Annotated in this window: 13 protein-coding genes; 8 read left to right on the top strand and 5 right to left on the bottom strand. The window is 61.9% G+C overall.

The genetic code is table 11. The features are described from left to right. Positions 1 to 14: 14 nt before the first annotated feature. Together KGA81_RS28645 and KGA81_RS28640 are read right to left on the bottom strand one after the other, a co-directional pair. Positions 15 to 1,184 (bottom strand): MFS transporter, encoded by a 1,170-nt coding sequence (locus tag KGA81_RS28645; RefSeq protein WP_223550807.1) that lies wholly within the window; start codon positions 1,182 to 1,184, stop codon positions 15 to 17. A gap of 34 nt (positions 1,185 to 1,218) precedes the next feature. Continuing rightward, entirely contained in the window at positions 1,219 to 1,521 is a 303-nt protein-coding gene (locus KGA81_RS28640; RefSeq protein ID WP_223550804.1) for an ArsR/SmtB family transcription factor, read from the bottom strand. A gap of 170 nt (positions 1,522 to 1,691) precedes the next feature. Between KGA81_RS28640 and KGA81_RS28635 the strand changes: the two genes are divergently transcribed. Then, complete coding sequence (locus tag KGA81_RS28635) at positions 1,692 to 2,270, top strand: ACP phosphodiesterase (protein WP_223550802.1); 579 nt, start codon at positions 1,692 to 1,694, stop codon at positions 2,268 to 2,270. 107 nt (positions 2,271 to 2,377) lie between these two features. On the opposite strand, the gene KGA81_RS28630 is transcribed toward KGA81_RS28635, so the two are convergent. Together KGA81_RS28630 and olsB are read right to left on the bottom strand one after the other, a co-directional pair. After that, on the bottom strand, positions 2,378 to 3,169 hold the full coding sequence (locus KGA81_RS28630; protein WP_223550799.1) for a lysophospholipid acyltransferase family protein: 792 nt from the start codon (positions 3,167 to 3,169) through the stop codon (positions 2,378 to 2,380). Continuing rightward, positions 3,169 to 3,924 carry an L-ornithine N(alpha)-acyltransferase gene (gene olsB, locus KGA81_RS28625; RefSeq protein ID WP_223550796.1) on the bottom strand — a complete coding sequence of 252 codons (756 nt, stop codon included), beginning with the start codon at positions 3,922 to 3,924 and terminating at the stop codon, positions 3,169 to 3,171. The genes KGA81_RS28630 and olsB overlap by 1 nt, the downstream gene beginning before the upstream one ends. A gap of 215 nt (positions 3,925 to 4,139) precedes the next feature. Here olsB and KGA81_RS28620 point away from each other — a divergent pair, with 215 nt between their 5' ends. From KGA81_RS28620 to KGA81_RS28600, 5 genes are all read left to right on the top strand, one after another. After that, on the top strand, positions 4,140 to 5,018 hold the full coding sequence (locus KGA81_RS28620; RefSeq protein ID WP_223550794.1) for an acyl-CoA dehydrogenase family protein: 879 nt from the start codon (positions 4,140 to 4,142) through the stop codon (positions 5,016 to 5,018). Positions 5,019 to 5,171: 153 nt separating this feature from the next. Then, positions 5,172 to 6,266, top strand: a complete 1,095-nt coding sequence (locus KGA81_RS28615) for a serine hydrolase domain-containing protein (protein WP_223550791.1) — start codon at positions 5,172 to 5,174, stop codon at positions 6,264 to 6,266. Further along, positions 6,263 to 6,586 (top strand): amidase, encoded by a 324-nt coding sequence (locus KGA81_RS28610; RefSeq protein WP_223550789.1) that lies wholly within the window; start codon positions 6,263 to 6,265, stop codon positions 6,584 to 6,586. The genes KGA81_RS28615 and KGA81_RS28610 overlap by 4 nt, the downstream gene beginning before the upstream one ends. 288 nt (positions 6,587 to 6,874) lie before the next feature. Next, positions 6,875 to 7,465 carry a YceI family protein gene (locus tag KGA81_RS28605; RefSeq protein WP_223550787.1) on the top strand — a complete coding sequence of 197 codons (591 nt, stop codon included), beginning with the start codon at positions 6,875 to 6,877 and terminating at the stop codon, positions 7,463 to 7,465. A gap of 1 nt (position 7,466) precedes the next feature. Further along, complete coding sequence (locus KGA81_RS28600; RefSeq protein WP_223550784.1) at positions 7,467 to 8,624, top strand: phospholipase D-like domain-containing protein; 1,158 nt, start codon at positions 7,467 to 7,469, stop codon at positions 8,622 to 8,624. 130 nt (positions 8,625 to 8,754) lie between these two features. Here KGA81_RS28600 and bglX read toward each other — a convergent pair whose 3' ends face one another. After that, positions 8,755 to 11,046 carry a beta-glucosidase BglX gene (gene bglX / locus KGA81_RS28595; RefSeq protein WP_223550781.1) on the bottom strand — a complete coding sequence of 764 codons (2,292 nt, stop codon included), beginning with the start codon at positions 11,044 to 11,046 and terminating at the stop codon, positions 8,755 to 8,757. A gap of 263 nt (positions 11,047 to 11,309) precedes the next feature. Here bglX and KGA81_RS28590 point away from each other — a divergent pair, with 263 nt between their 5' ends. Continuing rightward, entirely contained in the window at positions 11,310 to 11,915 is a 606-nt protein-coding gene (locus KGA81_RS28590; protein WP_007983038.1) for a LemA family protein, read from the top strand. 134 nt (positions 11,916 to 12,049) lie between these two features. Beyond that, positions 12,050 to 12,744 (top strand): TPM domain-containing protein (locus KGA81_RS28585; RefSeq protein ID WP_223550779.1); only part of this gene is annotated, 695 nt, incomplete at its 3' end.

Below are 12,744 nucleotides of genomic sequence, written 5' to 3'. Positions count from 1 at the left end.
CTCTCTTTTGGAGATCAGTTAGAAGTGGCAGGGGCCAGATCGGGATTGCCGCTCTGACGGAAAGTAATCAGGGTCACCAGCAGGGCGAGTACCGCCAGTGCGGCTGCGGCGAGCGGCACGCGGGTCAGGCCGAAGCCGTGGGCGATGACACTGCCGCCGACCCAGGCACCCAGGGCGTTGCCGATGTTGAAAGCGCCGATATTCAGGGTCGACACCAGGTTCGGTGCGGCGTTGCCGAAGGTCACCACGTTCACTTGCAGAGCCGGTACCGCGGCGAAGCACGCGGTGGCCCAGAGGAACAGAGTGATTTCGGTCGGGATCAGCGCGACGCTGGTCCAGGTCAGCACGGTGGACACCAGGGCCATGGTGATGAACACGCCGATCAGCGTCGCGGCCATGCCTTTGTCGGCCAGCTTGCCGCCGATGATGTTGCCGACCGTCAGGCCCAGGCCGATGAGCATCAGGGTCCAGGTCACGCCACGGGGCGAGACGCCGGTGACTTCGCCCAGCAGCGGCGCGACGTAGGTGAACAGGGTGAACACCGAGGCGGCGAACAGCGCGGTCATGCTCAGGGACAGCCAGATGCCGCCGCCCTTGAGTGCGGCCAGTTCGGCGCGCATGTCGAGTTTTTCTTCATCACGTTTGGCCGGCAGAAAGCGGATCAAGCCGATCAGTGCGATCACACCGATCACCGTCACGGCCCAGAAGGTCGACCGCCAGCCAGCTGCCTGACCGAGGGCGGTGCCCAGCGGTACGCCGAGGACGTTGGCCAGGGTCAGGCCGGTGAACATCAGGGCCACGGCCGAAGCGCGTTTGTTCGCAGGCACCAGGCCGGCGGCCACCACCGAGCCGATGCCGAAGAAGGCGCCGTGGCACAGGGCGGTGACCACACGGGCGAACATCAGCACGTTGTAGTCGCCGGCCACTGCGCAGAGCAGGTTGCCAATGATGAAAATGCCCATCAACGCCACCAGGGCAGCCTTGCGCGGCAATTTGGCGGTGGCCAGGGCCATGAACGGCGCACCGATGGCCACGCCCAGGGCGTAACCGGTCACCAGCCAGCCGGCACCGGGAATCGACACACCGAGGTCAGCCGCCACGTTGGGCAGCAGGCCCATGATGACGAACTCGGTGGTGCCGATGGCGAAGGCGCTCAAGGCCAGGATGAGTAGCGAGAGGGGCATTGTTTAATTCCTTTTGGCTGGCTGACGTTAAGGGTCAGAGCTCTTTGTTGAAGATGCGGAGGAACTCCTGGATGGTTTCCTCATTGCGTTTGAAAAAATGCCACTGGCCGACTTTGCGGCTGCTGATCAGGCCGGCGCGTTGCAGGGTCGCCAGGTGTGCGGACACCGTGGACTGCGACAGGCCGCAACGTTGATCGATCTGCCCGGCGCAGACGCCGTGCTCGTTACTGTGGGACTGGTCGGGGAATTCGACGGTCGGGTCCTTGAGCCAGCGCAGGATGTCTCGCCGTACCGGGTGCGCCAAGGCTTTTATTATTTCGTCGAGATTCAAGGTCATGATGTGGGCTCGTGATGTGTAAAACGCTATATCGCGATGAGGCGAACTTTAAATCGGTATTTCGCGATATACAAATATGATTTGGCTCTGGCCCGCTCACATTTCGGTATATCGAGTTATAACGATATGTTGAGTGTAACAAGACAAGAGGGCAGTGCTAAGCTGCGCCCATGAACTATCTCGCACATCTTCACCTCGGTGGTCAGCGTCCCGATCAATTGCTCGGCAGTCTGTATGGCGATTTCGTCAAGGGACGGCTGCAAGGGCAGTTCGCTCCGGAAATCGAGGGGGCCATCCAGCTGCACCGCAGCATCGACGTGTTCACCGATCGCCATCCGCTGGTGGACGTCGCGTTGTCGCGTTTTTCCCTGACCCGGCGTCGCTACGCGGGGATCGTGCTCGACGTGTTTTTCGACCATTGCCTGGCCCGGGACTGGACGCTGTATGCCGACCGGCCCCTGGCATTGTTCACCTCGGACGTTTACCGGGTGCTGTCCAGCGAGCGACAACTGCCGGAGCGGCTGGCGAAGATAGCGCCGCACATGGTGGCCAATGACTGGTTGGGCTCGTATCAGGAGTTCGACGTGCTGGAGCAGGTGTTGCGCGGGATCTCGCGGCGCCTGACCCGGCCGGAGGAGCTGGCAGCGGCGATGCAGGAGTTGCGGCGGTTGTATGAACCGTTGAGCGAGGACTTCAGGTTGTTCTATCCGCAGCTTCAGGATTTTGCCCGGAACTACTCAACACCCTGAAACCCCTGTGGGAGCGAGCTTGCTCGCGATGAGGCCATGACAGTCACTATGGATGTGACTGTGAGATAGCTATCGCGAGCAAGCTCGCTCCCACGGGGGGCGCGTGTTTACGCCGCAATGGCGGGGCGCATGGGTGCTCGTTGCGGTTCGACAATTTCACCAAACAACGCCTTCTGCACCGCCTGCTGCGCTTCGAACGCCAGCGCTGCGCGTTCCCGACCTTCGCAAGCGATTGGCTTGAGCAGATGAATTTCCACGCCACCACGGTCATTGGCGAACAGACGCATCAAGTGCGAGAGCAGATCATCGTCGCCAATGAACGGCGCCAGCGCGCAAGGCTCGCCGTCACGCACATAACGAATCGCCACCGGCTGCATCGCCACTTCGGAGTCGATGGCGGCGGACAGCAGACGACCATGGAAGGTGCGCAGCGAACGGCCATCGGTGGTGGTGCCTTCCGGGAACATCAGCAGGGGGTGTGCCTGTTCCAGATGACGGGTCATCTGCTTGCGGATCAACTGGCTGTCACCCGAGCCACGGCGGATGAACAGGCTGCCGGCCTTGGCCGCCAACCAGCCGGCCACCGGCCAGGTGCGCACTTCGGCCTTGGACAGGAATGACAGCGGCGTGAGCATGCCCAGCAGCGGGATGTCGGTCCAGGACACGTGGTTGCTGACCCAGAGCATCGGTGCCTTCGGCAGCTCGCCGTGGACGGTCACGTCGAAGGGCAGGGCGTTGCTCAGACGGGCCATGAAAAACCGCGACCAGCGCTGACGACGCGCCATCGAATGGGCCATGCCCAGGCGTTCGAACACCCCGAACACGCTGGCCATGCCCAGGCCCAGCGTCACCACCAGCAGCACTCGCGCGATTCGCGCGTACACCCGCAACCGGCTCATTACACAGCCGCCTTGAAGTGTTTGGCGTAACGCGGGCAGAGTTCGTCGCGCTTGAGCAGGATGAACACGTCGGCGACCTGGAAGTCTTCGTCCCAGCATGGCTCGCCACAGATCTTCGCGCCCAGGCGCATGTAGGCCTTGAGCAGCGGTGGCATTTCGGCAATCACGTTCGACGGGATGTCCAGGTTTGGCAGCGGGTTTTTCGGCTCGGCGCGCAGGTGTTCGGTGCACAGGTAGCGCTCGCGCAGACGCTGCATGATGGCGTGGGCCTGCACGCCGCCATCCTGCATCGGAATGCTCGCGCAACCCATCAGGTAGCTGTAGCCGCCCTGGTTCAGGACTTCGGCCAGTTCACCCCAGAGCACAGCGATGGTGCCGCCGTTGCGATAGGCCGGATCGACGCAGGTGCGACCGATTTCCAGGATCGGGCCTTTCAGATGCACCAGGCCGTGAAGGCTGAATTCTTCTTCGCTGTAGAATTTGCCCAGGCTGCTGGCAGCCGTGTGGTCGAGCAAGCGGGTGGTCGCCACCAGACGCCCGGTGTTCAGGTCGCGCACGCCGATGTGGGCGCAATGAACATCGTAGTCATCCATGTCCAGACCCAGTTCAGCACCCTTGAGCCTGGCGTTGAATTCGCCGCTGAACACGTTGAAGCGCAAGGCCTGGGCTTGCTGCAACGCCTCGGCGCCCACCAGGCGTTCGGCTTGCAGGCGGCGTTCGTTGCCGGTGTCGCTGATGCGGGCGATCTGAGTCATGGCGAATCTCCGTGCGGGCTGCTCACCTGTCTTTGGGCTACAGCGAATCGACTTTCTTTGTCCAGGGGGCGTTCTCAACCAGCTTCCCCAGCGCGGTAGGGAAACTAATTGAGAACGCCCCCTAGCCATGTTGTGCAAAGTCAGGCTATGTAGCCCCGGTGTCATCGCCATTAAGCTTTGGTGATGCTTATATGACAGCCCACAAGGAGCCTCTCATGCTCTGGCAAACCCTGTTGAACCGCCGTGATCGGTTGCCCGCCAACCCGGATCTGGCTGAAGGTTTCGCGACCTTGTTGCAGCAGTTGGGCACGGTCTCGCCGTTCGAATTGGCCGTGCTTGGCGGGCGGTTGATGGCGACACCGGGACTGGCGTTTCTGGTGGGCTATCAAGCGGCATTGCGCATGCTTTGGCCGAGTGCGCCGCTGAGCCTCGGTGCGCTGTGCGCCACCGAAAAGCGCAGCCTGCGCCCGGCCGACATGCAAACCCGACTGAGCGGTTTGCGTCTGAACGGACGCAAGGATTTCGTCACCGCAGGCGATGCCGCCGACTGGCTACTGGTGGCAGCGCGCAGCGAGGAGCCTGGCTCCGATCCGCGCTTGAGCCTGGCGGTGATCTATCGTGGTGAGCCGGGTGTGCGGGTGGAAAAGCTGGCGCCGATCCCATTGATGCCGGACATCAGTCATGGCCGGTTGTTTCTGGATAACGCACTGTGCGAGTTGCTCGCCGGGGATGGCTGGGATGCCTATGTAAAACCATTCCGCACCCTGGAAGACATCTATGTGCTGAGCGCCATGACGGCGTGGTTGTATGGCATTGGCCAGGAATGCGATTGGCCGCAAGGCTTGCAATTGCGGTTGCTGGGGTTGTTGGCAGGGTGTGCGGAAACCAGCCGCCAGCCACCGACCCATCCGGCCGGTCATGTGTTGCTTGGCGGGTTGTTTGCGCAGTTTGAGGTGCTCAAGGCTGAGGTGAATGAGGCGTTGGCCGCAGGGCCGCCGGAGTGGGCGGTGATGTGGCAGCGGGATCAGGCGGTGATGGATTTGGCGGCCGGGGCGCGAGGCAAACGGTTGGCCAAGGCTTTGGCGGTGCTTTGACGGGCCTCTTCGCTGGCAAGCCAGCTCCTACAGGTCATCATTGCCATTGTAGGAGCTGGCTTGCCAGCGAAGGCGCCCTTACCGGCTACACAAATTTCAGAACTGTCATCAACCTCGACTAGGCTCAGCAGGTTCAACCTCCGAGCCCCCGCCATGCCCAAAGGCTTGTCCCTGATTTTCCTGCTGTTGCTCAGCTTCACGGCCCAAGCCGAAAACTGGCCCGCCGAGCAATGGCCGACCGCCCCGACGCCGACCGGCCCGGCGCTTCAAGCCCTGGAGGCCTACGCCTTCCCATCCCGCGATGACAGCGCTCGCCAGGGCATTCGCACCGATGCCTTGCTGGTGATTCGCGACGGCCAGTTGCTCTACGAACGCTACGCCGGTCCGACGACGGCCGAGACGCCGCACCTGACCTGGTCGATCAGCAAGAGCCTGATGGCCACGGTCCTCGGCGTGGCCTATGGCGAAGGCTTGTTCAAGCTCGGCGACCCGGTGGCGAAGTTTTATCCGCCCCTGCAAAAACACCCCGACATGACCATGGCCGACCTGCTGCACTGGGCCTCGGGCCTGGATTGGCAAGAAGACTACGAATACGCACCGTTGAAGTCTTCGGTGGTGGCCATGCTCTACACTCGCGGTCACCACGACATGGCCGCATTTGCCGCGGCCCATGATGCTTATGCGGCGCCAGGCCGGGCGTTTCGCTACTCCAGTGGTGACAGCAACCTGCTGTCCGCCGCGCTGAAAACCATCGTCGGCCCCGACCGTTATCCCGACTTTCCGTGGACTGCATTGTTCGAACCGCTGGGCATTCGCCACGCGATCTGGGAAACCGATGCCACGGGCACTTTCGTTGCGTCGTCCTATGCCTACCTCACTGCACGGGACCTGGCCCGGGTCGGACTGTTGATGGCCCGCGAAGGTCGTTGGGGCGACAGGCAACTACTTCCCAAGGATTGGGTGGCGTTCAACCGCGAGCCGTTCGCTCACTATCATGCACACGAAGACGATGCCGTTCCCGGTGGCCAATGGTGGCTCAATCGCGCCGTCGAGGGCGCGGCACGACCCTGGCCCGATGCCCCCGTCGACACCTTCGCCGCATTGGGTCATTGGGGGCAGGCAATGTATGTAATCCCCAGCGAACACCTGGTGATCGTCCGCTATGGCGATGACCGCGACGGCAGCTACCGACACAACCAATTGCTCCAGCTCGCGCTCAAGGCCTTTGCCGGGAAGGTGCAGCCATGACCGGATTCATTCGCCGTCGACCGGCCGGTTCCCTAATGTTGATCCTGCTGATTGCCTTGCTCGGCTGGATCTGGCACGAGCGGGTGGCGCTGTGGGCGTTCCCCGACATCATCAGCGCCTACACAGCCAAGGAATATTGCTCGTGCCGCTATGTGATGGGTAACGACACCAAGTACTGCCTCAGCTATGTGAAGCAGTGGGTGCCGGCCAGCAACTTTACCGATGACGCTACCGACAAGCGCGTAACGGTCAGCGGCATGGGCCGCAGCAACAGCGCCGCGTGGACCGGCGAGCGCCAGGGCTGCCGTTTGCAGCCTTGAACACGCCAAAACCGTGAGGTCAGGCGAGTGCTTTTGTGGCGAGGGGGCTTGTCGGAACGCCGCACCGCCCCGTTCGGCTGCGAAGCAGACGCAAAGCCAGCCTCCCCGGTGAATCAGACTTACTTGGTTGCAGCTTTCAGCACTGCTTCGCAGCGCAACGGGGGGCAAGCCCCCTCGCCACAAAAGCTTACTTGTCCCGGGGAATGTGTTCAAAGGGCAACAGAAAGTTTGCAACCTGTGACAAGCCAGTTAAGGTTCAGCACAGGTTTATCTGCCCCACGAGTCTCTATGTTCAAGCGCTCCACCCTTCAATCCCTCGCTTTCCTGTTGCTGGCCGGTGTCGCGTTGTCGGCCCGTGCCGATTGGTACCTGGATGGTGAGTCCTCGCGTCTGTCATTCGTCAGCACCAAAAACGCCAATGTTTCCGAAGTGCAGCGCTTTCTGGTGTTGCACGGCACAGTCGATCCTGAAGGGCTGGCGCAGGTGGAAGTCGAACTGGAATCGATCAACAGCGGCATCCCGTTGCGCGATGAGCGCATGCGTAAGGAACTGTTCCAGATCGATCGGTTTCCCGACGCCTCGATCACCACGAAAATCGATCTGCGCCCGATCAATGATCTTGCTCCCGGCGCACAGTTGGAGTTGCGCCTGCCGTTGACGGTCGAGCTGCACGGCAAACGACACGAATACCCCACCGAACTGCTGGCGACCCGTCTCGATGACCGGCGCTTCCAGGTGGTGACCCTCGAACCACTGGTGATCAACGCCGAAGATTTCGATTTGGCTCCCGGCCTGGAAGCGTTGCGCAAGCTGGCCGGTTTATCCGCTATCAGTCTTTCAGTGCCGGTGAGTGCGGTGCTGATTTTCACGACGCGCTGACATGGCCGGAGCGATTTTTCCCTGGCGTGAAGGCAACCACTTCGAACTGCTGGTCGATGGTCCGCAGTTTTTCCCACGCATGCTGGTGGCGATTGCCCGCGCCGAAGAACAGGTCGAGCTGGAGCTGTATCTGGTGGAAGCGGGCGCCTGCGCCGAAGCCATGGTCCAGGCATTGGTGCAGGCCGCCGAGCGCGGTGTGCGGGTGCGCTGCCTGTTCGATGACTATGGCAGCCTCGCCTTCACCCTGACCTTGCGTCAGCGGCTGATGGCCGCCGGGGTGGAACTGCGTTTCTACAATCGCCTGAGCTGGCGGCGCTGGGTCGGCAACTTCTACCGCGATCACCGCAAATTGTTGCTGGTGGATCAGAGCCTGGCGGTCGTCGGCGGCACCGGTGTCACCGATGAGTTCTGGACCCCGGGAGAAGATGTCAGCGAATGGCATGAGGTGATGGTGGAAATCACCGGGCCGCTGGTGATCGACTGGCAGTTGCTGTTCGATCGCCAGTGGATCGCCAACCGCCATCGTCGCGCCTGGCGACCGGCCTCGCATTTTGGCCTGCCGCGCCTGCCACGGGTGCCATCGATGGGCGAGGGCATGGGCCGGGTGGCCTATGCCGACGCCCGCCAGCACCGGGATATTCTGCAATCGCTGGTGCGCGCCCTGAACAGCGGTCAGCGACGGATCTGGCTGGCCACGCCGTACTTTTTGCCGACCTGGAAAGTCCGCCGTTCCCTGCGCCGGGCGGCTGCCCGGGGTGTCGATGTGCGGCTACTGCTGACCGGGCCCCGTACCGATCACCCGTCCGTGCGTTATGCCGGGCATCGTTACTACCCGCGACTGCTCAAGGCCGGGGTACAGATCTTCGAGTACCAACCGTGTTTCCTGCACCTGAAAATGGTCTTGATCGATGACTGGGTGAGCATCGGCTCGTGCAACTTCGATCACTGGAACCTGCGCTTCAACCTGGAAGCCAACCTGGAAGCGCTGGACCCTGGGTTGACCCGAGCGGTGGCCGCGAGTTTTGAACGGGACTTCGGGTTAAGTGAGCAAGTCAGCCTGGAAGAATGGCAACGCCGGCCGCTGTGGCGGCGGGTCAAGCAGCGGGTGTGGGGATGGGTGGATCGGCTGGTGGTGAATCTGCTGGATCGACGGGGCTAAACGCATACTTTCAAACCCACTGAAACCTCTGTAGGAGCTGGCTTGCCAGCGAAGGCGGTCTGTCATTCGACACTTCTGTCGATTGACCCGACGCTTTCGCTGGCAAGCCAGCTCCTACAGGGGGCAAGGTTTAGAGCAACTCAAAACTCTGTTGCGTCACGTCCTCTGAATCCAGACCAATCTGCACGTTGAACTTGCCCGGTTCCGCCGCGTATTTGAGCTGGGTGTTGTAGAACTTCAGGTCGTCCTCGGTGATGGTGAAGTGCACGACTTTCTGTTCGCCGGCCTTGACCATGACTTTCTGGAAGTTCTTCAGTTCCTTGATCGGACGGATCATTGAGCCGGCCACATCCTGGATGTACAACTGCACCACGGTTTCGCCATCTCGCTTGCCGGTGTTTTTCACTGTGACGCTGGCGTCGAGCTTGCCGGTCTTGTTCAGTGTGGTCGACGACAGGGCCATGTCGCTCAGGCTGAACCCGGTGTAGCTCAGGCCATAGCCGAACGGGTACAGGGGGCCGGTGGTGTCATCGAAATATTGCGAGGTGTAGTTGCCCGGTTTGCCCGGGGTGAACGGCCGGCCAATGGTCAGGTGGTTGTAGTAGGTCGGAATCTGGCCGACCGAACGCGGGATGCTGATCGGCAGTTTGCCCGACGGGTTGTAGTCGCCGAACAGCACATCGGCGATGGCGTTGCCGCCCTCGGTGCCGGTGAACCAGGTTTCCAGGATCGCGTCGGCCTGCTCCTTCTCCTCGAGGATCGTCAGCGGGCGGCCGTTCATCAACACCAGTACCAGCGGTTTGCCGGTGGCTTTCAGGGCACGGATCAGCTCGCGCTGGTTTTGCGGGATGTTCAGGTCGGTGCGGCTCGACGACTCGTGGGACATGCCACGGGATTCACCGACGGCGGCAACAACGACGTCAGCATCCTTGGCTGCTTTCACCGCTTCGTCTATCAGCACGTTCGCCGGGCGAGGATCATCCACCACTTCCGGGGCGTCGAAGTTGAGGAAGTTGAGGTAACCGAGGATTTTCGGGTCGCTGGTAATGTTGGCGCCACGGGCGTAGATCAGTGTCGACTTCTCGCCCAGGGCATTGGTCATGCCGTCGAACAGGGTCACCGATTGAGCAGGGCGACCGGCAGCGGCCCAACTGCCCATCATGTCGATGGGGGCCTTGGCCAGCGGACCGACCAGGGCGATTTTCGCGGTCTTCTTCAGCGGCAGGGTTTCGTTGCTGTTTTTCAGCAGCACCTGGCTGCGACGCGCCACATCGCGGGCCTCGGCGCGGTGCAGGCGGCTGTCGGCGTAGGTGTCGACCGGGTCATCCTCGGCCTTGCCGATGCGCAGGTACGGGTCCTTGAACAGACCCATGTCGTACTTGGCGCCCAATACCGCACGCACGGCGTTGTCGATGTCGCTCTGCTGGATCTCACCGGACTTCAGCAGCCCTGGCAGCTCTTTGCCATACAGGGTGTCGTTCATGCTCATGTGGATGCCGGCCTTGATCGCCAGCTTCGCCGCTTCGCGACCGTCGGCGGCAACGCCGTGCTTGATCAGCTCGAAGATCGCCCCGTGGTCGCTGACCGCCAGGCCCTTGAAGCCCCACTGCTTGCGCAGCAGGTCGTTCATCAGCCAGGTGTTGGCGGTGGCCGGCACGCCGTTGATCGAGTTCAGCGCGACCATGACCCCGCCAGCGCCGGCATCGATGGCTGCGCGGTACGGCGGCAGATAGTCCTGGTACATCTTGACCGGGCTCATGTCGACCACGTTGTAGTCGCGGCCACCCTCGACCGCGCCATACAGGGCAAAGTGCTTGACGCTGGCCATGATGCTGTCGGCCGCGTTGGCACCGGTGCCCTGGAACGCCTTGACCATCACGCCGGCAATGCGCGACACCAGGTAGGTGTCTTCGCCGAAGCCTTCGGAAGTGCGGCCCCAGCGCGGATCGCGGGAGATGTCGACCATCGGCGCAAAGGTGATGTCGAGGCTGTCAGCCGCGGCTTCCTTGGCGGCGATGCGCCCGGACAGGCCAATGGCGTCCATGTCCCAGCTCGAGGCCAGGGCCAGCGGGATCGGGAAAATGGTGCGGTGGCCGTGGATCACGTCGTAGGCGAAGAACATCGGGATCTTCAGGCGGCTGCGCATGGCTGCGTCCTGCATCGGCCGGTTTTCCGGACGGGTGATCGAGTTGAACGTACCGCCGATATTGCCCGCCGCGATTTCCTTGCGGATCATTTCACGCGGCATTTCCGGGCCGATGCTGATCAGGCGCAACTGGCCGATTTTTTCATCGAGGGTCATTTGCTTCATCAGGTTGCTGACGAAGGCTTCCTTGTTCTCCAGGGGTGCGGGGGTCGTGGCGGCCAATACGTTATGACTGGCCAGGCTGACGAACAGACCCAGCAAACACAGCTTCTTCATGAATAGTTTTCTCAAGGGCCCAAACGGCGATGTACACGCCGGCCAGCCAAAATTTAGGGAGCGTCTATTGTTGTTCGGGCGCCGGCTCAAAAAACCAGAGCCAGGATACGACCGCCAGATGGCGGATGCGGTTTCGCGCTGGGCGTCTTTTTAGCCCAACGGCCCGTTGCAATCCAGAGGCGCGGGCGATTATGCCCCAAGAGCCGGCTCAGAAGGCTTCACAGTCGGTTTTTTCATGACATGTACCAGGGAGCGTCAGCCAGATGAATGTAAGTCCAACCTACCGTTCGCGCCTGCAGGTCGCCACGCTGCTGATGCTGGCCACGTTGCTGACCGCCTGCGGCATCAACAACATCCCGACCCTCGACGAACAGGCCAAGGCCGCCTGGGGCCAGGTGCAGAACCAGTATCAGCGCCGTGCCGACCTGATTCCCAATCTGGTGGAAACCGTCAAGGGCTACGCCAAGCATGAGGAAGAGACCCTGACCGCCGTGATTGAGGCGCGAGCCAAGGCCACGTCGATCCAGGTGGATGCCTCGACGCTCGACAACCCGGAAAAACTCAAGCAGTACCAACAGGCCCAGGATCAGCTCAGTGGCGCCTTGAGTCGTTTGATGGTGGTCTCCGAGCGCTATCCGGACCTGAAGGCCAACCAGAACTTCCTCGCCTTGCAATCGCAGCTTGAGGGCACCGAAAACCGGATCAGCGTGGCCCGGCGCGATTTCATCCTCGCGGTGCAGAAATACAACACCGAGATCCGCACGTTCCCTGGTCGCCTGTGGCACAGCGTGATGTACAGCGACCTGCCGGTGCGTGAGACCTTCGAAGCCACACCTGGGTCGGAAAAGGCCCCTGAGGTCAAATTCTGAATCAACCCTGTAGGAGCTGCCGCAGGCTGCGATCTTTTGACTTTGATTCTTCGCGAGCGCTAGAGGTCAAGATCAACGGATCGCAGCCTGCGGCAGCTCCTGCATGGCCAGGCTTGGGACGGAAGGGGTTGCCAATGCGTGTCTTTAAAACGGTCCTGTTGCTGTTGTTGTGGGTGGTGGCGATCACGGCCCGGGCCGAGCTGAGCTTTCCGGCGCTGACCGGACGGGTGGTCGACAACGCGCAGATGATCGAGCCATCGGTGCGCCAGCAGCTCACCCAACAACTTCAGGCCCATGAACAAGCCACCGGCGAGCAGCTTGTGGTCGTGACTTTGCCGGATTTGCAAGGCACCGACATCGCCGATTTCGGTTACCGGCTCGGCCGCCACTGGGGTATCGGACAGAAGGACAAGAACAACGGCGCCTTGCTGATCGTCGCCCGGGACGAGCGCAAACTTCGCATCGAAGTCGGCTACGGCCTGGAGGATCGCCTGACCGATGCCCAGAGTTCGGTGATCATCAACCAGGTCATCACCCCGGCGTTCAAGGCTGGCAATTACAGCAAGGGCATCAGTGACGGGGTGGCGGCGATGCTGGTGGTGCTGGGTGGCAACCCCTTGGACGAACCCTCGACGGCGTATGAATCCAGAGGCGATCCGGGGGGCGATTTCGTTTCGCGCCACCCCGGGTTGTTCGTGTTTTTGCTGATGTTGTTCATCCTGACTGTTTTTGTGTGCCAGATGCTCGGTATCCTTCCTGTCGGCCGGGGCGGCTCCGGTGGATCCGGGGGCGGCTTTGGCGGTGGTGGATTTGGCGGCGGCGGTGGAGG

It is taken from the genome of Pseudomonas sp. A-B-19 (assembly GCF_019947515.1).
Classification (GTDB): Bacteria; Pseudomonadota; Gammaproteobacteria; order Pseudomonadales; family Pseudomonadaceae; genus Aquipseudomonas.
This window is presented reverse-complemented; position numbering and strand designations above follow the sequence as displayed.